18 protein-coding genes and 1 tRNA gene are annotated in these 21,769 nt (G+C 64.2%); 9 read left to right on the plus strand and 10 right to left on the minus strand.

Going from position 1 to position 21,769, the window contains the following annotated elements:
• Nucleotides 1–145: 145 nt before the first annotated feature.
• Both HDG37_RS15255 and HDG37_RS15260 read right to left on the minus strand, forming a co-directional pair.
• The gene (locus HDG37_RS15255; RefSeq protein WP_084753953.1) at nt 146–397 is read right to left on the minus strand and encodes a hypothetical protein; all 252 of its coding nucleotides are present in this window, start codon (nt 395–397) and stop codon (nt 146–148) included.
• Nucleotides 398–628: 231 nt separating this feature from the next.
• Nucleotides 629–1,882, minus strand: a complete 1,254-nt coding sequence (locus HDG37_RS15260; RefSeq protein ID WP_184048966.1) for a cupin domain-containing protein — start codon at nt 1,880–1,882, stop codon at nt 629–631.
• Between the two features lie 32 nt (nt 1,883–1,914).
• On the opposite strand from HDG37_RS15260, the gene HDG37_RS15265 reads away from it, so the two are divergent.
• Complete coding sequence (locus HDG37_RS15265) at nt 1,915–2,457, plus strand: peptidylprolyl isomerase (RefSeq protein ID WP_184048969.1); 543 nt, start codon at nt 1,915–1,917, stop codon at nt 2,455–2,457.
• On the opposite strand, the gene HDG37_RS15270 is transcribed toward HDG37_RS15265, so the two are convergent.
• From HDG37_RS15270 to HDG37_RS15285, 4 genes are all read right to left on the minus strand, one after another.
• Complete coding sequence (locus HDG37_RS15270) at nt 2,437–3,885, minus strand: hypothetical protein (RefSeq protein WP_260334876.1); 1,449 nt, start codon at nt 3,883–3,885, stop codon at nt 2,437–2,439. The genes HDG37_RS15265 and HDG37_RS15270 overlap by 21 nt on opposite strands.
• Nucleotides 3,851–6,538, minus strand: a complete 2,688-nt coding sequence (gene mutS / locus HDG37_RS15275; protein WP_184048971.1) for a DNA mismatch repair protein MutS — start codon at nt 6,536–6,538, stop codon at nt 3,851–3,853. The genes HDG37_RS15270 and mutS overlap by 35 nt, the downstream gene beginning before the upstream one ends.
• Nucleotides 6,539–6,746: 208 nt before the next feature.
• Nucleotides 6,747–8,045 (minus strand): lysophospholipid transporter LplT, encoded by a 1,299-nt coding sequence (gene lplT, locus HDG37_RS15280; RefSeq protein WP_184048974.1) that lies wholly within the window; start codon nt 8,043–8,045, stop codon nt 6,747–6,749.
• Nucleotides 8,046–8,258: 213 nt separating this feature from the next.
• Nucleotides 8,259–9,062 carry an inositol monophosphatase family protein gene (locus HDG37_RS15285; protein WP_184022466.1) on the minus strand — a complete coding sequence of 268 codons (804 nt, stop codon included), beginning with the start codon at nt 9,060–9,062 and terminating at the stop codon, nt 8,259–8,261.
• Nucleotides 9,063–9,471: 409 nt separating this feature from the next.
• Here HDG37_RS15285 and HDG37_RS15290 point away from each other — a divergent pair, with 409 nt between their 5' ends.
• Nucleotides 9,472–10,302, plus strand: coding sequence for an RNA methyltransferase (locus HDG37_RS15290; RefSeq protein WP_184048977.1), 831 nt, complete (start codon nt 9,472–9,474; stop codon nt 10,300–10,302).
• Nucleotides 10,303–10,557: 255 nt separating this feature from the next.
• On the plus strand, nt 10,558–11,391 hold the full coding sequence (cysE, locus tag HDG37_RS15295) for a serine O-acetyltransferase (RefSeq protein ID WP_184048980.1): 834 nt from the start codon (nt 10,558–10,560) through the stop codon (nt 11,389–11,391).
• 45 nt (nt 11,392–11,436) lie between these two features.
• Here the strand turns inward: cysE and HDG37_RS15300 are convergent, their stop codons facing one another.
• The 4 genes from HDG37_RS15300 to HDG37_RS15315 form a co-directional block, all read right to left on the minus strand.
• Complete coding sequence (locus HDG37_RS15300; protein WP_184048982.1) at nt 11,437–12,234, minus strand: UDP-2,3-diacylglucosamine diphosphatase; 798 nt, start codon at nt 12,232–12,234, stop codon at nt 11,437–11,439.
• Between the two features lie 63 nt (nt 12,235–12,297).
• Nucleotides 12,298–12,792, minus strand: coding sequence for a peptidylprolyl isomerase (locus HDG37_RS15305; RefSeq protein WP_090800697.1), 495 nt, complete (start codon nt 12,790–12,792; stop codon nt 12,298–12,300).
• A gap of 126 nt (nt 12,793–12,918) precedes the next feature.
• Nucleotides 12,919–13,500 carry a peptidylprolyl isomerase gene (locus HDG37_RS15310; protein WP_184048985.1) on the minus strand — a complete coding sequence of 194 codons (582 nt, stop codon included), beginning with the start codon at nt 13,498–13,500 and terminating at the stop codon, nt 12,919–12,921.
• 50 nt (nt 13,501–13,550) lie between these two features.
• Nucleotides 13,551–14,342, minus strand: a complete 792-nt coding sequence (locus tag HDG37_RS15315) for a tetratricopeptide repeat protein (RefSeq protein ID WP_184048987.1) — start codon at nt 14,340–14,342, stop codon at nt 13,551–13,553.
• Nucleotides 14,343–14,592: 250 nt separating this feature from the next.
• Between HDG37_RS15315 and cysS the strand changes: the two genes are divergently transcribed.
• The 6 genes from cysS to HDG37_RS15345 all read left to right on the plus strand — a co-directional run bounded on the left by cysS (nt 14,593) and on the right by HDG37_RS15345 (nt 21,734).
• Nucleotides 14,593–15,990 (plus strand): cysteine--tRNA ligase, encoded by a 1,398-nt coding sequence (gene cysS, locus HDG37_RS15320; RefSeq protein WP_184048990.1) that lies wholly within the window; start codon nt 14,593–14,595, stop codon nt 15,988–15,990.
• 47 nt (nt 15,991–16,037) lie between these two features.
• Complete coding sequence (locus HDG37_RS15325) at nt 16,038–17,165, plus strand: DNA-3-methyladenine glycosylase (protein WP_184048993.1); 1,128 nt, start codon at nt 16,038–16,040, stop codon at nt 17,163–17,165.
• A gap of 128 nt (nt 17,166–17,293) precedes the next feature.
• Entirely contained in the window at nt 17,294–18,265 is a 972-nt protein-coding gene (locus HDG37_RS15330) for an acetyl-CoA carboxylase carboxyltransferase subunit alpha (RefSeq protein WP_184048995.1), read from the plus strand.
• 53 nt (nt 18,266–18,318) lie between these two features.
• Nucleotides 18,319–19,794 (plus strand): tRNA lysidine(34) synthetase TilS, encoded by a 1,476-nt coding sequence (gene tilS, locus HDG37_RS15335; protein WP_184048998.1) that lies wholly within the window; start codon nt 18,319–18,321, stop codon nt 19,792–19,794.
• A 415-nt stretch (nt 19,795–20,209) separates the two neighbouring features.
• Nucleotides 20,210–21,460: an aspartate kinase gene (locus HDG37_RS15340; RefSeq protein ID WP_184049001.1), complete on the plus strand. Its 1,251-nt coding sequence runs from the start codon at nt 20,210–20,212 to the stop codon at nt 21,458–21,460.
• Nucleotides 21,461–21,640: 180 nt separating this feature from the next.
• A tRNA-Ser gene (locus tag HDG37_RS15345) sits at nt 21,641–21,734 on the plus strand.
• Nucleotides 21,735–21,769: the final 35 nt, after the last annotated feature.

Here is a 21,769-nt window from a genome sequence, read left to right on the forward strand (position 1 = left end):
CCCTGAATGACAAAACGCCACGGATGTGAATCCGTGGCGTTTTTCTTTTCCCGTTTGCGGCCCGCGCCGTTTCCGGCCAGCCTCCAAACGTTTCATGCGCAGGCGCTGTAGCGGCAGCGCCGCTACAGCGCCGAACCGTTGCGGCTTACTGGCTTGCGCCTGCTGCCGGCGATGCTGCTTCAGCCGGCGATGCTGCCATTGCCGGCGATGCTGCTTCGGCCGGCGATGCTGCTTCGGCCGGCGATGCCGCAACTGCCGGCGATGCTGCTTCAGCAGGCGATGCTGCCGCCGGTGCGGACGCAGCTTCCGACGGTGCAGCAGCCTGATCGTTGCTCTTGTTGCATGCAGCGAGTGCCACAACTGCCAACAGGGATGCTACGAGGAGGGATTTCTTCATGATCACGTCCTTTTATGGTTTAAAGGTAAGCAACAGCGCAAAATAAAACCGGTAATGTGCTCCAACACCGACCTGGGCCGCTGGTGGAAATGCTCTTTTGACGAGCTGGAATCTTCCCTACGGCTTGGGCGGAAATTATATGCACTTTCGTACTGACAGTCGATAAATGCGGGTCAATACGTTGTCTTTCTCATACAAAATTTCACTGTACGGTATAACAGGCGGGCAGAGTTACGCAAGCTCGCCTACCTGTATCCAGCCCGCACAATACCACTCGTGTAGCAGTGCTGTCACCGATGAATCGTGCGATAGTGTTACAAAGCGTATCGCACTCATGCACCGCAGATTTGCGAGTTCAAACAGCCATTTTTTCGCGCCGGTCCACGATATTTCTTCTCCATTTACGAAGAAAAAACGTCGTTCATACAACAGGTTAGTCTTGCGATCGAGCCGTAGACCGGATCTCGACGCCGCGCCGATGAAACGGGCTTCGTTGAGCGGCCGTTGCGGCGGATCGAAGACGACACTCGGCTTGGGTTCGCTGAGGTACGTGCCAAGGAACGACGCAATGTCCTGCTCATTCCATCGCACTTTAGCAAGCATCGCGCCCACCCGTTCGACGAGCGCCGCGGGCAACTCGGCCGGCTGTTCGACGGCGGCCTGCCGGGGGTCGCGATAAAGGGCGCCCGCCTTGCCCGTGGCCTCTCCGCGCTCGGCCAGGTGGTAGAGGAACTGCGCGCTCAGCTCGCTTTCGGAGGGCGCGCGAAAACCGATCGAGCAGGTCATGCATTCGCCCTCGGCGATGCCGTCGTGCGCGATGTGCGGCGGCAGGTACAGCATGTCGCCGGGCTCGAGTACCCACTCCTGTTCGTGCTCGAAGTGCTGTAAAACCTTCAACGGCAAGCCGGGCTGCAGCGTCAGATCTTTCTGCGCGCTAATGCGCCAGCGGCGCTTGCCTTTTACTTGCAAAAGAAACACATCGTAGGAATCGAAATGCGGGCCGACGCCGCCGCTATCGGTCGCATACGAAATCATCAGGTCGTCGAGACGCGCATCCGGCACGAAACGGAAACGGTCGAGCAACGCGCGCGCGCGGTCGTCGTGCAGATCCACGCCCTGCACGAGCAGTGTCCATGCGCGCTGTTTGACGGACGGCAGTTCGTCGGGCGCGAACGGGCCGTGCTCCAGCTGCCATTTGTTGCGCAAGTGCGTGATCAGGCGCGCTTCGACGTCGTCGCGATCGGCCAGCTCGAACAGCTCGTCGCGCGACAGCGGCGCTTCGATGTCCGGAATCGCCTGACGGATCAGCAGCGGCTTTTTCTGCCAGTAGCGGCGCATGAATTGCGACGGGCTCAGATGGCCGAGAAGTGCGGTCGGAACGTCGGGCGAGGGCGGAAGAATGGGCCGCGTGGCCGGCTTTGCAGCAGACGGCGAATTGCTTGCCGAACCTGCATCGGCCGGGAGGTGGGTGGGCCGCCTGGGCATCGTATAATGTGAGTTGTATTCTGGAGAATCGAATGAAAATCGCAAAGAACACCGTCGTGTCGGTCGCCTACAAGCTGTCGGATGCGCAGGGCAATCTGATCGAGGAAAGCGAAGAGCCGATGGTCTATCTTCACGGCGGCTATGATGGCACGTTCCCCAAGATCGAGGAAGAGCTCGACGGCCACGAGGCTGGCTTCGAGACCCAGATCCAGCTCGAGCCGCAAGACGCGTTCGGCGAATACGATCCCGACCTTGTGAAGATCGAGCCGCGCGATCGCTTCCCGGAACCGCTCGAAGTCGGCATGCAGTTCGAAGGCACCCCCGAAGATGGCGACGAGGAAATCGATGCGCTGGTGTACGTGGTGACCGACGTCGCGGAAGACAAGGTCGTGCTCGACGGCAATCATCCGCTCGCCGGCATGGCGCTGCGTTTCGCGTTGACCGTCAAAGACGTGCGTCCGGCAACTGAAGACGAAATCCAGCACGAGCACGCGCATGGCGCGGACGGCCTCGAAGTTCTCGACGACGATGAAGACGAGGACGAAGAAGACAGCTCAAAACCGACCCTGCACTGAGCTTGCGGGCATGCGCGGTGTCGTCGCGGGGGCAGACGGCACCGATGCGGGCAACGCAGGCGAGGCTGGCAGTATCGACCCCGGCGGCATCGAGATAGCGGGCCCATAGTCGCCGCCGCCCTGGTCGGACGGGATGCGCGGCTGCTGCTCCTGCGACTCTCCAGGTGTCTGCAATACGGGCGGCAATTCCGACGCCGGCCCGAAACCTTCCACATTCGGCATCTCCGGCGCAACCGGCATCGAAGCGCCGGATTCGTCGCGCGGCGACGCGGGCGGCAAGACCGCCGGCGTGGTGGGCAGCGGCATCTGCTTCGGCACGTCGCGCACGCTGACTCTGAACGGCGGCTTCCTGCCGAAATCCGCTTCTATCTGAATCCATTGGTTGAGACGATCATGCGGCGCGAGCGCAATGCGCGTGAGGTTCGTCACGACCATCCCCTTGTCGTTGCGTAGCGGCTGATCGATGACGAAACCGCCGGCCGGGCGGTCGTCGTCTGCATGAATGACGACCACGGGTCCGGGGAAAATCTGCGCGAGCTTGACCAGACTGCGCTTGAATTCCAGAAAGCCGTCGCGGCGCGAGCTATGGGCGAAGTGCAGCCAGGCGAACCGTTCGGGTCGCTCGTAGCGCTCCGGGTCGAAGTCGCCTTGAATGAACACGACGACCGCGCGCGCGTCGCGGCGCTTCGCGTATTCGGCCGCGTGCTCGAGCCAGAATGCGTTGGCGATCACGCGATCTTCGAACTCGCCGTTGCGGCCGCCCGCGCTCAGGTAGTGGTTGTTCGGACCCGGCGCGTTCAGGCCGATGAAGACGATGTCGCCGGCTTTGGTGTTCGCTTTGTCGTTCGTTTTTTCGTTGACCACCCAGCGCACGTTTTCACGGAACGGGCGGAAGCGCGACACCTCGCTCTCGCGCGTCAACGCGATCGGGTTCTGCCCCATCGACGTTGGATCGGCGAACAGCGTTTGCCGCAACTGGTCGAGCCGCTCGACCGGATCGAAGCCGCCGGCTTCCGCCGTGCCGCAATCGACCCAGTCATGCTGGCCGGGGATAAAGAAGAGGGCAGTGCGCGAGCTGTCGAGCAGCGCGTGGCGGCGCTCGAACAGCGCGTCGCGGCAAACTTCCTTCGGCCCCTTCAGATTGCCGTCGTAGACGATGAAGCGCACGTCGCGCTCGCGGCCGATTGCCTCGAGCAGCCGTTGCGTGGCGGCTTCGTCGGCGGGGCTGTGCATCGTGCCGGAAATCACCGCGAACGCGAAGCGCGAGGCCTCGGCGTGCGCCGGCGCGGTCCATGCGCACACTGCCACGAGCACGACGATGCCGCCTGCCGGTGCGAGCACGTGGCGCAGCGCCGCGCGAAGCCCGCGCGGCCGCGGCGGGTGTCCCGGCGTGTCAGTGGTCCGCATCCGGCGCGACGGCCAGTTCATGCAGTTCGTACAGTAGATCGAGCGCTTCGCGCGGCCGCAGATCGTTCGGATCGATGCCGCGCAGACGCTCGACGAGTGTCTGCATCGCGGGCGACGCGGGCGTTGCGTCGCTCGCCGCCTCGTGGTCGTCGTCCGCGTCTTCGGCGAGCATGGCAGGCTGCGTCGCGAACAGATCGAGTTGCGGCGCGGGCTGCGCGGCCGATTGCTGCTCCAGATGCGCGAGATGCTTGCGTGCCGCGCGGATCACCGCGTTCGGCACGCCGGCGAGTTGCGCGACCTGCAGACCGTAGCTCTGATTGGCGGGCCCTTCGTTGACCGCGTGCAGGAACACGATGCCGTGCCCGTGCTCGACTGCCGACAGATGCACGTTGGCCGCGTGCGGAAACTCCGCGGGTAGTTGCGTCAGCTCGAAATAGTGCGTCGCGAACAGCGTGTAGCAGCCGTTGTGGGCGAGCAGGTGGCGCGCGATCGCCCACGCGAGCGCGAGGCCGTCGAACGTCGACGTGCCGCGGCCGATCTCGTCCATCAGCACGAGGCTTTGCGGTGTCGCGTCGTTGAGGATCGCGGCGGCTTCGGTCATCTCCACCATGAAGGTCGAGCGGCCGCCGGCGAGGTCGTCGGCCGCGCCGATGCGCGTGAAGATGCGGTCGATCGGTCCGAAGGCCGCGCGCCGCGCTGGTACATAGCTGCCCACGTAAGCGAGCAGCGCGATCAGCGCGGTCTGGCGCATGAAAGTCGACTTACCGCCCATGTTGGGACCGGTGATCAACAGCAGCTTGCGCTCGGTCGCGAGTGAGCAATCGTTGGCGATGAACTGCTCGACTTGCGCCTCGACCACCGGATGACGACCCTGCTCGATGTCGATACCCGCGTTCGCCGAGAAGGTCGGCGCAACCCAGTCGAGCGCGCGAGCGCGTTCGCCGAGCGCGGCCAGCAGATCGAGTTCGGCGAGCGCGAGCGCAACGCGCTGGCAGTCGGGAATGAACGGCAGCAACGATTGCAGCAACGCGTCGTACAGTGCGCGTTCGCGCGCGAGCGCGCGTTCCTGCGCGGACAGCGCTTTGTCCTCGAAGGTCTTCAGCTCGGGCGTGATATAGCGCTCGGCATTCTTCAGCGTTTGCCGACGGCGATAGTCGTCCGGCACCTTGTCGGTCTGGCCGCGCGTGACTTCGATATAGAAGCCGTGCACCTTGTTGTACTCGACGCGCAGATTGCTGATGCCGGTGCGCGCGCGTTCGCGTGTTTCGAGATCGATCAGGAACTGTCCGCAGTTCTCCGAAATATCGCGCAGTTCGTCGAGCTCGGCGTCATAACCACGCGCGATGACGCCGCCGTCGCGCACCATCGCGGCCGGCTCTTGCGCGACCGCGAGCTTCAGCAAATCGGCGCACGCGTGCGGCGGTTCGAGCGCCGCGTCGATGCGCGCGAGCGAATCCGCGTTCGAGGCTACCGCCGCGAGCTGCGAGCGCAATGCAGGCAGCGCGATGAAGGTATCGCGCAGGCTCGATAGATCGCGCGGCCGCGCCGACAGCAGCGCGAGACGTCCGGTGATCCGTTCGATGTCCGAAATCTGCCGCAATGCGCCGCGCAATGTATCGAGATCGGCGCCCGGCGGCGCGTCGAGCAACGCGCCGATCGCCTGCTGACGTGCCTGCGCCACCGCCGAATCGCGCGGCGGATGATGCAGCCAGTGCCGCAGCAGGCGGCTGCCCATCGTCGTGCAGCAGGTGTCGAGCAGCGAGCACAGCGTCGGCGATTCGGTGCCGCGCAGTGTCTCCGTGAGTTCGAGGTTGCGGCGCGTGGCCGGATCGAGGCCGATGTATTCGGATTCGTATTCGACCTTCAGGCTGCGCACATGGCGCAGTTGCTGGCCCTGCGTGGACGCCGCATACAGCAGCAACGCGCCGGCCGCGCCGCACGCGCAGCCGAGCGAATGCGCGCCGAAGCCGTCGAGGCTCGCGACTTCGAGCTGGTCGCACAGGCGCTTCGTGCCCGAGGTGATATCGAAGTGCCAGGCCGGTACACGCTTGAGCGCGCTGGCGTTGACAGGCGGTGTCCAGCTAGTCGAATCGGCGGTGGCGTCGGCGACCAGAATTTCCGCGGGACGGATGCGCTCCAGCGCGGCGGCGACCTGATCGGGCGCGACTTCGGCGAGGCGCAGCGCGCCGCTCGCGAGATTGAGCCATGCGAGACCGACGCTCGTGGCGACACCGCGGCGATTGTGCGCGACGCCCAGCGCGAGCAGATAGACGTCGCTCTTGTCGGACAGCAGCGCGGCGTCGGTCAGCGTGCCAGGCGTAACCACGCGCATGACCTTGCGCTCGACCGGGCCTTTCGAGGTGGCCGGGTCGCCGATCTGTTCGCAGATCGCGACCGATTCGCCGAGCTTCACGAGCTTGGCCAGATACTGTTCGACAGCGTGATGCGGCACGCCGGCCATCTTGATCGGATTGCCCGCCGACGCGCCGCGCTGCGTGAGCGTCAGGTCGAGCAGGCGCGCGGCTTTTTCCGCGTCGTCGAAAAAGAGTTCGTAGAAGTCGCCCATCCGGTAGAACACCAGCGTGCCCGGATGCTCCGCCTTGATGCGCAGGTACTGCTGCATCATCGGCGTATGTTGTGCGACGTCGTTGGCCGCTGCGGTTTGAATACCCATCCTTCGTGTCTTCTTGCGGTAGATGCTCAGGGCGTGAGTTTAACCCGCCGGCGCGGCGAGCGGACCCTGGCCGAACGGACGATGCCCAACACAAGAGCTGAATGTCAGCATGACCGATTCGATCAAAGCGGGGGTTGCACGCCGTCGCGGCGGGTTACGGCCGTCGAGCCGCGCCTCGCGCTGTCATTGCTGGAGCACCGTGGTGCATTCATTCCTCGATCATCGCCCGCATGTCCACCCTGCGTTCGTTCGCCGCGCTGCGGCGTTTCGCGAGCCACATCAGCAGCGTGACGAAGGTGCCGAACACGACGATGATCCACTGCGCGGGCATCTTCGCCGTGAGCAGCAGCGCGTACACGCCGAGCATCAGCAGCACCGCGAGGTTCTGGTTGAAATTCTGCACGGCGATCGAGTGACCGGCCGACAGCAGCGTCGCGCCGCGATGCTGCAGGATCGCATTCATCGGCACGATGAAAAAGCCCGACAACGCACCGAGCACGATCATCAGCGGATAGGCCAGCAGAATGTAGTAGGGCGCGACGTGCGTGCCGAAGCGCAGGCCCGCGCCCGCCGGGAACAGGTCCTTGTTGTAGAAGGCCATCGCGATCGCCACCGCGCCCGTCAGCACGCCGACCGGCAACACCCTCAGCGAGTGGCGCAATGGAATCAGCGCGGCCGCGCCCGCCGCGCCGATCGCGATGCCGAAGCCGGTCACGCCTTGCATCACCGCCGCCTTCGACAACGACAGCCCGAGATTCACGTTCGCCCATTTGAGCACCAGCAGTTGCATCGTCACGGCGGCGCCCCACATCAGCGTGGTCACCCACAGCGCGATCTGCGCGAGCTTGTCGGCCCACAGCACCCGGAAGCAGTGATGGAAATCGCCGACCAGCTTATTCGGCTCGGTCAGTCGGTTCGGATAGCGCGCGCCAGTGTCCGGAATGAAGATGTTGATCGCGGCGGCGATCGCGTAGGTGAGGATGACCGCGCCCATCGCGAGATCGGCGGCCGAGCGGATCAGCGGCATATGCGCACGCGTGACCAAATGCTCGAAGACGGTGCTGATCAGCGCACCGCCGAGCATCGTGCCGGCGATCGTCGACAGCACCGTCGCCGATTCGAGCCACGCGTTCGCCTGCACGAGCTTTTCGGCGGGCAGCAGCTCGGTGAGGATGCCGTACTTGGCGGGCGAATACGCGGCTGCGCCGAAGCCGACCACGCCGTAGGCGATCATCGGATGAACGCCCAGAATCATCATCAGGCAGCCGCTCGCTTTCAGCGCGTTGGAGATGAACATCACGTGGCGCTTCTGCATCGAATCGGCGAACGCGCCGACGAACGGCGCGAGCAGCACGTACGAGATCGTGAAAAAAATCTGCAGCAGCGGCGTAACCCACGCGGCCGAGCGCATCACGGAAAGCAGGGAGATGGCGGCGATCAACAGCGCATTGTCGGCCAGCGACGAAATGAACTGTGCCGCGATGATCGTATGGAAGCCTTTTTTCATGGGGCAGATTGGAGGCTGCGCCCGGGGCGAAAGTCGGGCAGGGTCAAAGCGGCAGAGAGCAGGGAACGGTCCCGGCCGAGTACCGCCCCGAATAACTTCCCGCTTTTTAGCACGACGCTCCGCACACTGGAGCGCCGCCAACAGAAAAGCGGCCGAAGCCGCTTTTCTCTGCAACCGCTATGCGTTGCCGCGGACCGGCCGCGGCGGCGCACCTTACGCCGACTGCTGACGCGTGCGGCTGTAGCGCGACAGGATCGGAATCATCTGCGCGTAGACCTTCGGGTTGCCCGCGACGACTTCGCCGACGTGCAGGAACTCCGAATCACCGGTGTAGTTGCCGACCAGGCCGCCGGCTTCGGTGATCAGCAGGCTGCCCGCCGCGACGTCCCATGCGTTCAGGCCCTGCTCGAAGAAGCCGTCCATGTGGCCGGCCGCGACGTTGGCCAGATCGAGCGCGGCGGCGCCCGGACGGCGCAGGCCGGCGCAGGCTTCGGTCATCTCGGCGAACTGACGGCCGTACGATTCGAGGCTGTCCTGCGCGCGGAACGGAAAGCCGGTGCCGATCAGGCAGTCGGCCAGGCGGTCACGCTTGGCGACGCGGATGCGGCGATCGTTGAGAAACGCGCCACGGCCGCGCGATGCGGTGAACAGATCGTTGCGGGTCGGATCGTAGACGACGGCCTGCGTGACGACGCCCTTGTGCGCGAGCGCGATCGACACGCAGTAGTAAGGGAAGCCGTGGATGAAGTTGGTGGTGCCGTCGAGCGGATCGATGATCCACTGGTATTCGGAATCGTGGTCCGACTTGCCCGACTCTTCGGCGAGGATGGCGTGATCGGGATAAGCGGTCTTCAGCGTTTCGATGATCGCCGCTTCGGACGCTTTGTCGACCTCCGTGACGAAATCGTTGTGCTGCTTTTTGCTGACCTGAATCAGGTCGAGATCGAGCGATGCGCGGCTGATGATCTGAGCTGCGCGGCGCGCGGCCTTCACAGCGATATTGAGCATGGGATGCATAAACTGATCCTTGTGCCGGGGCAGCACGGCTGCCGGCCGGTAAATAAGCGCGAAACTGCGCTGACGGGCGCCGCAACGACGCAAAAACAGCACGGAACGGCAGACCGGCTATCAAACCGGAGAGCATTCCGTCGACGGAGACGAATTGAATAAGAACGGTGCGACCGGTTCGACGCAAGCTTCAGCAAACGTCGGCGCCGGACGCGAAAAGCGGTATTTTACCTGAGTCCGGGCGCCCTCGCGCAGGTGCTCGCTTACGTGCGGCTGACGTACCGCACAGGCGCCCGCCGGTGCCGGTCCGATGCTGCGCCCTCGTCCGCGCGCGTGGCTCGCGCGTGTGTCTGATTCGGCATAGGTGCCCGTTGGCGCTAACATACGCGTCTTGAGTCCTAGCCAGCCGAGTTTCATCGTGGATCACACCCACCATTCCTCCGACCCCGCCGTGGCCGATTTGCGCGGCGGCTTCACGTCGACGCGTTTCGTGCTGGTCGAGCCCAGCCATCCGGGCAATGTCGGCGCCGCGGCGCGCGCGCTGAAAACCATGGGCTTTTCGCGGCTCGTGCTCGTGTCGCCGCGCGTGCCGAACGTGCAGAACGACCCCGAAGCGATCGCGATGGCGAGCGGCGCCGACGATGTACTCGCCTCCGTGCACGTGGTGCCCTCGCTCGCCGATGCACTGACTGGTGTGCACTGGTCGATTGCGCTGACCGCGCGGCTGCGCGAATACGGTCCGCCGCAATGGACGCCGCGTGCTGCCGCCGCCGCCGCGCACGCTGAGGCGATGCACGGCGAGATCGCGCTGGTGTTTGGCAACGAGCGCACGGGCTTGTCGAACGAGGACGTCGAGCGATGCAGCGCGATCGCGCACATTCCGGCCAATCCGGCCTATAGCTCGCTCAATCTCGCGCAGGCGGTGCAGGTGCTCGCCTACGAGCTACGCACCGCGTACCTCGGCGCCGACGAAGCGAGCGACGGCGCACCCACCGCGGGAGCACACGCGGCGCCGGCCGAATCCGCCGCTTCACGCGCGCAGATGGCGGCCAGCGACGAGATCGAGAGCATGTTCGCGCATCTGGAAAGCGCACTGGTCGCGCTCGAGTTTCTCGATCCGGCCAATCCGAAGAAGCTGATGTCACGGCTGCGGCGGCTCTTCGCGCGCTCGGGCCTCGAGCGCGAGGAGGTCAACATCGTGCGCGGCATCGCCAAGCACATCCTGCTCAAGACCAGGCGGACCGGCTGACGGTCCGTTGACCAGCCCGTGACGGCGCACCTGATGCGCCGCCTTCGTCTGACGACAACCTTGCAGGTGACGGGGACTTCCGGCAGGTTTCGCGCAATCGCCCTACAATCCACGAAACGTTAGAAGCAAAGCTGCCGCCGTGCCAAGCGGCAGCGATGCCGTTAGCTATGGCGCGAAACGCAGAGTCCCGCGCATGCGCAAACCGCGCGGATTCGCTCACGCAGACGGTTTTCCCCCAACAATACAGTCCCTGCCATGTTCACGAGACTTCGCGAAGATATCGCCACCATCCGCGAGCGCGATCCCGCCGCCCGCAGCGCATGGGAAGTGCTCACGTGTTATCCGGGGCTGCACGCGCTCGTGCTGCATCGGATCGCTCACGCGTGCTGGCGCGCGAAGCGCCGCTGGCTCGCGCGTTTCGTGTCCCAGATGGCGCGCTTCATGACCGGCATCGAGATTCATCCGGGCGCGAGCGTCGGGCGGCGCGTGTTCATCGATCACGGCATGGGCGTCGTGATCGGCGAGACCGCGCAGATCGGCGACGACTGCACGATCTACCAGGGTGTGACGCTCGGTGGCACGTCGCTCACGCGCGGCGCGAAGCGGCATCCGACGCTCGAGCGTGGTGTGATCGTCGGTGCGGGCGCGAAGGTGCTCGGCGGCTTCACCGTCGGCGCGGACGCGAAGATCGGATCGAATGCGGTCGTGACGAAGCCGGTGCCCGCGCGTGGCACGGCGCTCGGCAATCCGGCGCGGATCATCGTGCCGGCCGCGGCCGCGGCGGCTGCGAACGGTGCGAACCCGAATGCGAACAACGCCGCGCGTGAGGCGAAGCGCGGCAGCGAAATCAGCGCGTTTTGCGCATACGGCATCACGCCCAACGCGGACGATCCGGTTTCGCTCGCGATTCACGGTCTGATCGACCATGCGGCTACTCAGGCGCGACGTATCGATGAAATCGTCGATGCGCTCGAGCGGCTCGGCACGAGCCTCGAAGGTCTGCAAGGCGCGGATGCGGCGTTGCTCGATTTGCGGCGGCTATCGGCGGCGATCGGGGGGAAGGTGGAGGGGCTGGCGGGGGAGCGCTAGGTATCGGCGCCTCGGCAGAGCGAAGCGCACGCCGTATCCACGAGGTCAATCCAGCGGCAACGCTCGAATCCCGTCGGCATCGATCTTCAGATAGCCGCCCCGGCGCTCGCCGTGATCGAGATCCCAGTCGGGCAGAACCCAGCGCGTGCCACCCGGCTCGCGATGCCGCGCGGGCAGATGGGTATGCCCATGAATGATCGTCGCGGTCTTCGATTTCCTGAACAGCGCGGCGACACCTTGCGGGGTCACGTCATACTTGATCGGCATCGGCCGCGTGCGGGCATGCTCGCTCTTCGAGCGCATGTTCTCGGCGAGCTTGCGACGCCAACGAAACGGCCACGCGAGAAACAGAATCTGCGCGAGTCGATTGCGCGCGAAACACCTGAACAACTGATAGCCGCGATCCGCGGTGCACAGACCATCGCCATGGGCGAGCGCAATGCGCGTGCCGAACGCGGTAATCACGAACGGATCGGGCAGCCAGATCGCGCCGGCCGCTTTCATGAAGCGCTTGCCCAGCAGAAAGTCGCGGTTGCCGTGCATGATGTAAAGCGCGATGCCGCGCTCGGACAGCGTGTGCAGCAGCGCCGCAATATGGGCGACGAACGGCTCGCTCAGCATGTCGTCGCCGACCCAGTACTCGAACAGGTCGCCGAGGATGAACACCGAGTCGGCCGCTTCCGCGCTCACGCGGATGAAATGCTCGAACGCGGCGACCGTGCGCGGAATCGCCTCGCTCAGATGCAGATCGGAGAGGAAGAAAAAAGGGCGCGCGGCGTGCGGGCGTTGGCCCTCGCCTGGCACGCCCGCGGCGACGCTTCGCAGCGGCGTCTCTTGCAGCATTGAAGGTGCCTGATTTCAGTTCAAAGGAGTCGACGCCCGCATGAGGCGCGACTCACTCACGGTTTAGCCGACGACGACAGCTTTTTCGATCACGACATCATCGACCGGCACGTCCTGATGGAAGCCCTTCGAACCGGTCTTGACCTTCTTGATCTTCTCGACCACGTCCATGCCTTCGACGACCTTGCCGAACACCGCATAGCCCCAGCCTTGCGGCGTCGGCGACGAGTGGTTCAGGAAGTCGTTGTCGTTCACGTTGATGAAGAATTGCGCGGTCGCCGAATGAGGGTCGTTGGTACGCGCCATCGCGATCGAGCCGTTCTCGTTCTTCAGACCGTTGTTCGCCTCGTTGGTGATCGGCTCGGCCGTCGGCTTCTGCTTCATGCCGGGTTCGAAGCCGCCGCCCTGGATCATGAAGCCGTCGATCACGCGGTGAAACACCGTGTTGTCGTAGTGGCCGGCCTTCACGTAGTTCAGGAAGTTCTCGACCGACTTCGGCGCCTTTTCGGCATTCAACTCGAGTTTGATGAGGCCGTGGTTCGTATGCAGTTCAACCATGATGGAATCCTTTGATGAACAGGTGGATAAAAGGCGCGGCGCGTCGTCATGTGCTGACGACCGGCCGCGCCGGGGCGTTGGTTGGGGCCGGGCTTCGGCCGCGCGGGTTCGCTTGCCCGTTCGTTTTTACTTGCTCACCACCGTCGCCGACTGGATCACGATCGGCTTCTGCGGCACATCGCTCATCGGGCCGCGCGTGGTGGTGGGCGTGGCTTCGATGCGTTTCACGACGTCCATGCCGCTCGTGACCTTGCCGAATACCGCGTAGCCGTTGCCGTCCGGATTCGGGTAGTCGAGATTGGCATTGTCCACCGTGTTGATGAAGAACTGCGCGGTGGCCGAATTCGGGTCGCTGGTGCGCGCCATCGCGATCGTGCCAGCGGTGTTCTTCAGACCGGTGCGGCTCTCGAGCGGAATCGGCGCGCGCGTCGGCTTCTCGACGAAGCTCTGCGTATAGCCGCCGCCCTGGATCATGAAGCCCGGAATCACGCGATGGAAGATCGTGCCGCTATATTGGCCGGCTTTCACGTAGTCGAGGAAATTGGCGACCGTTTTTGGCGCTTTCTCGGGATACAACTCGACGCGGATGTCACCCTCCGACGTCTTCAGCAGCACGGAAGGATGAACGGCCTGCGAACCGGACTGCGCAAAGGCGGGTGCGTTTGCGATCAGGGCGGCGCTGCCGAGCGCCAACATCAACCATTTCATGAAAGTCCTCGGGGTTGGAGAAAACTTGCGGCAGGCAACGAGCCCGGCGCTCAGCGCGACGGCGCCATGTACGGCGGCATGGCGAGCGAGCCATTCGAGCCGCCGAATTGGAAGCTCGGGCTGTCCGTGATGTTCGACGTGGGGTGCGCGGCGGGCACGGTCGTCTGCTCGGCGGCAGGCTGCGACGCCGCGGCAGCGGGCGTTGCCGGCGACACGACCTTCTGGATATCCGCGAGACGCTGCGCGGTCCTCGGGCTCGCCTTGCCGAGGCTCTCCGCGCGACGATACGCGGCATCGGCGAGGCGCAGATAGAGGTCACCGAGGTTCTCGAACGCGAGGCCGTAGTTCGGATTCACCTGGGTGGCCATTTCGAGCGCCGCGCGCGCTTCGGTCAGGCGGCCTTGTCTCGCGAAGAGTGTGGCAAGGTTGTTGTACGGTTCGGGCAACTCGGGATACAGCTGCGTGAGTTCGGTGAACGCTGTGATCGCTTCGTCGTCGCGATTCAGATGCACGAGCACGTTTGCGCGCTTGAACTTCGCTTGTGCGTCGCGCGGATTCGCGGCGACGCGCGCATCGAGTTGGGTCAGCGCGGCTTGCCAGTTTTTCTGCGCGATCGACGCGTCGATTTCCGGCGTATTGTCACGCACGGCGGGACCTTGCGGCATCACCGCGGTCTTCTGCGCATAAGCGCTCGCGACCGGCACCGCGGCAAGTGCGGCAACGACGGTGACGCGCCACGCGAGGGCACGCGCCGCTTCGAAAGTAACGCCGCCGACAACGTTGCCAAACGCAGTCGCGGCGAGGGTCGCAGCGCTGCGCGCGCGGCCGCTGGAGTGTTTCATAGGCTCAGGTCTGGATGTTATACTCCGAGCCATTCTAACAAAAGGTCTGCGAGTTCCGTCGAACCGCCGACTGTCTTTTCGCCACTCGTGGCCGTCTCCGCCCGGTTCGCAGCCTCGTCTGCAGCCTGATCGCCGCACGAGGTGCGCCGGTTTCAGCTGTATGCGATGCACCCGTTATCCTGTTCGTTTCGCGGGTCGCGGCGCGCATGAAGCAGAATGCGGACTTCTTTCGGCCCACGCACCGCTCTCTATGGAATCTCTGCGCATTTACAACACGCTCGCGCGTGACAAACAGACTTTCGTGCCGCTGCGCGAAGGTGTCGTGCGGATGTACGTCTGCGGGATGACCGTGTACGACTATTGTCACGTCGGTCATGCGCGGGTGATGGTCGTGTTCGACATCGTGCAGCGCTGGTTGCGTGCGCTTGGCTACAACGTGACTTACGTGCGCAACATTACCGATATCGACGACAAGATCATCAAGCGCGCAGTCGAGAACGGTGAAACCATCAAATCGCTGACCGATCGCTTCATCGCCGCGCTGCATGAAGATGCGGACGCGCTCGGCATCGAGCGTCCGGACATCGAGCCGCGCGCGACCGACTTCATTCCGCAGATGCTCGGCATGATCGAGACGCTCGAGAAAAACGGCTACGCCTACCAGGCGAGCGACGGCGACGTCAACTACGCGGTACGCAAATTCGCAGGCTACGGCAAGCTGTCGGGCAAGTCGCTCGAAGACCTGCGCGCTGGCGAACGCGTCGCGGCCAACGACGCGAAACAGGACCCGCTCGACTTCGTGCTGTGGAAGCGGGCGAAGCCCGAGGAACCGGCCGACACCGGCTGGGATTCGAAGTACGGGTGCGGTCGTCCCGGCTGGCACATCGAGTGCTCGGCGATGGGCTGCACGCTGCTCGGTGAACAGTTCGACATTCACGGTGGCGGCCAGGATCTGCAGTTTCCGCACCACGAAAACGAGATCGCGCAAAGTGAGGCCGCGACCGGACAAACATTCGTCAATTACTGGATGCACAACGGCTACGTACAGATCGACAATGAGAAGATGTCGAAGTCGTTGAACAATTTTTTTACGATTCGCGAAGTGCTCGCGCAGTACGATGCAGAGGTGGTGCGTTTCTTCATCGCGCGGGCGCATTACCGCTCGCCGTTGAACTACAGCGACGTACATATCGACGACGCGCGCAATGCACTCGCGCGTTTGTACACGGCGTTGAAAGACGTGACGCCCGATAGCGCCGTGCTCGACTGGAACGAAGCGCACGCGCAGCGTTTCCAGGCGGCAATGAACGACGACTTCAACACGCCGGTGGCCGTGTCGGTGCTGTTCGAACTGGCCACCGAAGTGAACCGCACGCGCGACCCCGCGCTGGCCCGTCAATTGCGCGCGCTTGGCGCGATGCTCGGGCTGCTCGGACGCGAACCGCGTGCATACCTGCAGCAGGCAGCGGGTGCTGCAGCCGAAGGCGCGCTCGAGCCCGCCGCGATCGAAGCGAAGATCGCCGCGCGCATCGCCGCCAAGCAGGCAAAGGACTATGCGGCAGCAGACCGGATCCGGGCCGAATTGCTCGATGCCGGCGTTGCCCTTGAAGACAAACCCGGCGGGTTGACCGAGTGGCGGCGCGTGTGAGCGCACCTCGTACTTCCCTCTGAACGACTCGCCAGGCAGGAGGCAGGATGGCAACGGCCACGAAGACGCCGGCTAAACGCGCGGCGTCTCAAACCAGTGCGGCAGCCGCGGCATCGGCTGCCGCGGCATCGGCTGCCGCAGCTCAGTCGACTCGTGCGGGCGGCGGCGCGGTAGACAAAGCGCCCTCGAAAGCGGGCGGGACGGCGGCGAAAGCCGACTCGGCCGCGGCAAAGAAGAGCGCGGCCAAACGCTCGCTCAATGGCGCGGGCACTGAAGCTGCGCACGCGCCTGCGAAACGCGCGAAAACGGCGTCGCGTGCGAAGGGCAACGGTGCGTTGCCGGCCAAACTCGCGGCCGAGCTCGCCGGCGACGTGCAGGAACTCGTGCGCGACAAGAACGCGGGCGAAGTCGTGCGCAAGACGCGCGTATCGGCCACCTCGGCCACCTCGGCCACCTCGGCGAGCACGGCCAGCGCGGGCGGCGAAGCGGCCGGTGTCGCATCGCTCGCGAACGAAGTCGCGGTGCCGGTGCAGATCGGCGGTCTCGCGCCTGAAGTCACGCGTCCCGCGTATTGGGACAAGGCGTGCGCGGATCTCGTCAAGCGCGATCGCATTTTGAAGAAGCTGATTCCGAAGTTCGGCCCCGTGCATTTGCTGAGTCGTGGCGATCCTTTCGTCACGCTTGCGCGCTCGGTGGTCGGCCAGCAGATCTCGGTCGCCTCGGCGCAGGCCGTGTGGGCGAGGGTCGAAGTCGCGTGTCCGAAGCTCGTGCCGCAGCAGTTCATCAAGCTCGGTCTCGAGAAGCTGACCGCGTGCGGGTTGTCGAAACGCAAGGCCGAGTACGTGCTCGATCTCGCGAGGCATTTCGTGTCGGGCGCGTTGCACGTCGGCAAGTGGACGTCGATGGACGACGAGGCGGTGATCGCCGAACTCACGCAGATTCGCGGCATCGGCCGCTGGACCGCGGAGATGTTCCTGATTTTCAACCTGTCGCGTCCCGACGTGCTACCGCTCGACGACCTCGGCCTGATCCGCGCGATCAGCGTCAACTATTTCAGCGGCGAACCCGTCACGCGCAGCGAAGCGCGCGAGGTTGCCGCGAACTGGGAGCCGTGGCGCACGGTGGCGACCTGGTACATGTGGCGTAGTCTCGATCCGTTACCGGTCGACTACTAAAGAAGAACAGGAAACGAAGCCGTTTCAAAGACTATCGCGTATATGATGTCGATAGTTGAGAAATGGTTTTGACATCGGCGCACGCGGTTAGAATACGCGCTGCCCGGTAAGTCCAAGGATTACAACCAATGAAGACCACGTTTCTGGATTTCGAACAGCCGATCGCTGAACTCGAAGCGAAGATCGAAGAATTGCGCTTCGTGCAGGACGACTCGGCCGTCGATATTTCGGAAGAGATCGAGCGGCTGTCCAAGAAGAGCCAGCAGCTCACCAAAGATCTGTATGCGAACCTCACACCGTGGCAGGTTTCGCAAATCGCCCGTCATCCGCAGCGTCCGTACACGTTCGACTACGTGAGCGAGCTGTTTACCGATTTCCATGAACTGCATGGCGACCGCAGCTTCGCGGACGATCTGTCGATCGTCGGCGGTCTCGCGCGGTTCAACGGCCAGGCGTGCATGGTGATCGGTCATCAGAAGGGCCGCGACACCAAGGAGCGCGCGCTGCGCAACTTCGGCATGCCGCGTCCGGAAGGCTATCGCAAGGCCGAGCGGCTGATGCGCCTCGCCGAGAAGTTCGGCCTGCCGATCTTCACGTTCATCGACACGCCGGGCGCGTACCCGGGCATCGGCGCGGAAGAGCGGGGCCAGTCCGAAGCGATCGGCCGCAATCTGTACGTGATGGCCGAGCTGAAGACGCCGCTGATCGCGACGATCATCGGCGAGGGCGGCTCGGGCGGCGCACTCGCTATCGCGGTAGGCGACAGCGTGCTGATGTTGCAGTTCTCGACCTACTCGGTGATCTCGCCGGAAGGCTGCGCATCGATCCTGTGGAAAAGCGCTGCCAAGGCACCGGAAGCAGCGGAGGCGCTCGGCCTGACCGCGCATCGTCTGAAGGCGCTCGGTCTGATCGACAAGATCGTCAACGAGCCGCTCGGCGGCGCGCATCGCGATCCGAAGGGCATGGCGGCGATGCTGCGCCGTGCGCTCGCCGATTCGCTGCGCCAGTTCCAGGGTATGAGCACCAACGACCTGCGCGAACGCCGTTTCCAACGGCTGATGGCGTACGGCAAATTCAAGGAAACGACGCCGGGCGCATAAGCCCGCGCGTTGGCCTGTCTCTTTCATCCACCGGCGCTTTCCTCGCTAACGACGTGACCACCACCGCCGACTCATCCGCCGAGCGCCTCGTGATCGAGGCGCTCGGCGCCGCGCTGTCCGGGCTCGATTCGAACGCGCGCATTGCGGTCGCATTCAGCGGCGGAGTCGATTCGAGCGTGCTCCTCGATGCGGCGGTGCGCGTCGCGGGTGCGTCGCGCTGTATCGCGCTGCACGTGCATCATGGATTGAGTCCACATGCCGATACTTGGCTCGCGCACTGCGAGGCTTTCGCGCGCGAACGTGGCGTCGAATTCGACGCGCGACGCGTGGATGTTTCGCGCGCGCCGGGCCTGAGCATCGAGGCCGCGGCACGCGACGCGCGTTACCGCGCGCTCGAAGCGATGTGCGCAACGCACGGCATTGGCACGCTATGGCTCGCGCAGCATGCGGACGATCAGGCCGAGACCGTGCTGCTGCAACTGCTGCGCGGCGCGGGGCTCGCGGGTCTCGCGGCGATGGCGCCCGGCACGCTGCCGACAGGTGCGTCGACGACACGTGTGCGGCCGCTTTTGCATCTGCTGCGCGCGCAGCTCGAACACTATGCGAGCGCGCGCAAGCTGCGCTGGATCGACGACGAATCGAACGCGGATACGCGTTATGCGCGCAACGCCTTGCGTCATCAGGTGATGCCGGTGCTCGCGGTGCACTTCCCGGGCTTTCGCGATGCGCTCGCGCGCACGGCCGCGCATTCGGCAGCGGCGCAGCGATTGCTCGACACGCTCGCGCGCGCCGACATGGAAAGCGCGTCGCGCGATGAAGGACGCGCCCTCGCGCACGACGTGCTGCTCGCTCTCGACGACGATCGCGCGCTGAATCTGCTGCGCTACTGGATGCGTACGCTCGGCTTCGTCGCGGCATCGAGCGCGCGTGTCGCGGATGCACTGCGGCAGTTGCGCGAAGTGGCTGCGGGGCAGGACGGACATCGGCTCCGCATCGATCATGCGGGGCATGCGTTGCGCAGCTATCGCGGCCTTGTCTACTGGGAGGCCGGCGATAGCAGCGAACCCGCCGACGAAACCGCGCTCGTCGAGCGCAAGATCAGTGAACTCGCGTGGCAAGGGCAAGAGATCTGGCATTTGCCGCAATGGCGCGGCACGTTCGTGTTCGCGATCGTGGATGCAGCCGCTGCTTCCGACGTAGCCGACGCAGCGCACGCAGCGCCACGTAACGAAGCATGCGACATCGTTCCCGTCAGCGTCCTGCAACGAGCCTCTCTAAGCGTGCGGGCGCGCCGCGGCGGAGAACGCATGCGCGTCGTTGTGCCGAACACGCCGAGCCGCACGCTGAAGAACCTGTTTCAGGAGCGCGGCATTCCCGCATGGAAGCGCGACGTGCCATTGCTTTACGTTGGCGATGAACTGCTGTTCGTGCCGCTGATCGGCGTGAATCGCGGGACTGTGCGCGACGCATCTCCGGAGCGCGAAGCGTGCCTGAAAATCGTCTGGCGCGAGGATCTGCTGATCGCCTGAGCGCCGGTCGGACAGTCGCGCAAGCCGTGCGTGCAGATGTCGAAAGCGTGAAACAGGGCGCAAATCAACGATAAAACAGGCCATTGCAGGCCTGATTCGACGCATTTGAGCGCTCGTTGCGTCTTGTCTTTTTGCGCCTAATCAGGTACTTTAGCTTGTTTGCCCGACCCGATTTCGCCGTCGCTTTTGTCGCTATCGGTCGTTAGTGTCGGCAGGCGTGCGTGATCCGTCGTCGCCGTTCAATTCCGATCAGCCATTTGCGATTTCATCCCGGGCAAATCCGCGCGTGCTGCACGCGTGCTGCATCTACGCCGCCACACACTTTGCCGCCGTTCACGAGACGTTGCGCCCCTGTGCTTTCTGTGCGGTCGTCTCCAGCGCGCCAGCGCGGTTTCTCTTCCAGTTCAGAACGACAATGGCACTCATCGTACATAAATACGGCGGCACCTCGATGGGCTCGGTCGAGCGCATCAAGAACGTCGCCAGGCGCGTCGCGAAATGGCACAAGGCCGGCCATCAGATGGTCGTCGTGCCGTCGGCAATGTCCGGCGAAACCAATCGCCTGCTTGGCCTCGCGAAAGAAATCACGACTCAACCGAGCCCGCGTGAACTCGACATGATCGCCGCCACCGGCGAGCAGGTCAGCTCGGGTCTGCTCGCGATCGCGCTGCAGGAAGCCGGCGTCGAAGCGGTCAGCTACGCAGGCTGGCAGGTGCCGGTCAAGACCGATAGCGCGTTTACGAAAGCGCGCATCAGCGACATCGACGGCGAGCGCGTCATGCAAGACCTCGCAGCCGGCAAGGTGGTCGTGATCACCGGCTTCCAGGGCATTGACCCGGACGGCCACATCACGACGCTCGGCCGCGGCGGCTCGGACACGTCGGCAGTCGCGGTCGCGGCCGCGCTGAAGGCCGACGAGTGCCTGATCTACACGGACGTAGACGGTGTGTACACGACGGACCCGCGCGTCGTTGAAGAAGCGCGCCGGCTCGACCGCGTGACGTTCGAAGAAATGCTGGAAATGGCCAGCCTGGGTTCGAAGGTGCTGCAGATCCGCTCGGTGGAATTCGCCGGCAAATATCAGGTGAAAACGCGCGTGCTGTCGAGCCTGACCGATCCGCTGATGCCACTCGACGAAGAATCGAAGTCGGGCACCCTGATTACTTTTGAAGAAGACGAGACCATGGAAAAAGCAGTCATCTCGGGTATCGCGTTCCAGCGCGACGAAGCTCGTATCGCCGTGATGGGCGTGCCCGACAAGCCGGGCATCGCGTATCAGATTCTCGGCCCGGTGGCGGACGCGAATATCGATGTCGACATGATCATCCAGAACCAGAGCGTCGAGGGCAAGACGGCATTCACGTTCACGGTCGGCCGCGGCGACTATGCGCGTGCAATGGAAATCCTCACCGGCACGGTGAAGGCGCACGTCCAGGCCGAGCAGGTGCTGGGCGACCCGAAGGTGTCGAAGGTGTCGGTGGTCGGCGTCGGGATGCGCTCGCACGTCGGCATCGCCAGCAAGATGTTCCGCACGCTGTCGGAAGAGGGCATCAACATTCAGATGATCTCGACCTCGGAGATCAAGATTTCGGTGTTGATCGACGAAAAGTACATGGAGCTCGCGGTACGCGCGCTGCATAAGGCCTTCGAACTCGATCAGGCATAAGTGGCGGGAAAAACGGGGCGCTCTGGAGCGTCCCGTTTGTTTTGTGGCGTTCATGTGAATGAATTGCGTGATGAGACGCCACGTTGGCACAAATAATGTTCGTCAGACATTGACCTTATCGGCCCGGCCCGCTATGATCTTTGCTTCGTCGCACTGACTCCCTGTGCGACAGAAAGTTTGGGAGACGTGGCCGAGAGGTCGAAGGCACTCCCCTGCTAAGGGAGCATCTGGGCCAAAACCTGGATCGAGGGTTCGAATCCCTCCGTCTCCGCCAGCAATGGTGGCGAAACCCCGCAGAGTCTAGGCTCT

Source organism: Paraburkholderia sp. MM5384-R2, assembly GCF_014201025.1.
In the GTDB taxonomy this organism is placed as follows: Bacteria; Pseudomonadota; Gammaproteobacteria; order Burkholderiales; family Burkholderiaceae; genus Paraburkholderia; species Paraburkholderia tuberum.

Excerpts from the sequence above, each read along its gene's own strand:
- HDG37_RS15255 (WP_084753953.1), bottom strand. The coding sequence starts at position 397 with ATGAAGAAATCCCTCCTCGTAGCATCCCTGTTGGCAGTTGTGGCACTC.
- HDG37_RS15260 (WP_184048966.1), bottom strand. The coding sequence starts at position 1,882 with ATGCCCAGGCGGCCCACCCACCTCCCGGCCGATGCAGGTTCGGCAAGC.
- HDG37_RS15265 (WP_184048969.1), top strand. The coding sequence starts at position 1,915 with ATGAAAATCGCAAAGAACACCGTCGTGTCGGTCGCCTACAAGCTGTCG.
- HDG37_RS15270 (WP_260334876.1), bottom strand. The coding sequence starts at position 3,885 with ATGAACTGGCCGTCGCGCCGGATGCGGACCACTGACACGCCGGGACAC.
- mutS (WP_184048971.1), bottom strand. The coding sequence starts at position 6,538 with ATGGGTATTCAAACCGCAGCGGCCAACGACGTCGCACAACATACGCCG.
- lplT (WP_184048974.1), bottom strand. The coding sequence starts at position 8,045 with ATGAAAAAAGGCTTCCATACGATCATCGCGGCACAGTTCATTTCGTCG.
- HDG37_RS15285 (WP_184022466.1), bottom strand. The coding sequence starts at position 9,062 with ATGCATCCCATGCTCAATATCGCTGTGAAGGCCGCGCGCCGCGCAGCT.
- cysE (WP_184048980.1), top strand. The coding sequence starts at position 10,558 with ATGTTCACGAGACTTCGCGAAGATATCGCCACCATCCGCGAGCGCGAT.
- HDG37_RS15300 (WP_184048982.1), bottom strand. The coding sequence starts at position 12,234 with ATGCTGCAAGAGACGCCGCTGCGAAGCGTCGCCGCGGGCGTGCCAGGC.
- HDG37_RS15305 (WP_090800697.1), bottom strand. The coding sequence starts at position 12,792 with ATGGTTGAACTGCATACGAACCACGGCCTCATCAAACTCGAGTTGAAT.
- HDG37_RS15310 (WP_184048985.1), bottom strand. The coding sequence starts at position 13,500 with ATGAAATGGTTGATGTTGGCGCTCGGCAGCGCCGCCCTGATCGCAAAC.
- HDG37_RS15315 (WP_184048987.1), bottom strand. The coding sequence starts at position 14,342 with ATGAAACACTCCAGCGGCCGCGCGCGCAGCGCTGCGACCCTCGCCGCG.
- cysS (WP_184048990.1), top strand. The coding sequence starts at position 14,593 with ATGGAATCTCTGCGCATTTACAACACGCTCGCGCGTGACAAACAGACT.
- HDG37_RS15325 (WP_184048993.1), top strand. The coding sequence starts at position 16,038 with ATGGCAACGGCCACGAAGACGCCGGCTAAACGCGCGGCGTCTCAAACC.
- HDG37_RS15330 (WP_184048995.1), top strand. The coding sequence starts at position 17,294 with ATGAAGACCACGTTTCTGGATTTCGAACAGCCGATCGCTGAACTCGAA.
- HDG37_RS15340 (WP_184049001.1), top strand. The coding sequence starts at position 20,210 with ATGGCACTCATCGTACATAAATACGGCGGCACCTCGATGGGCTCGGTC.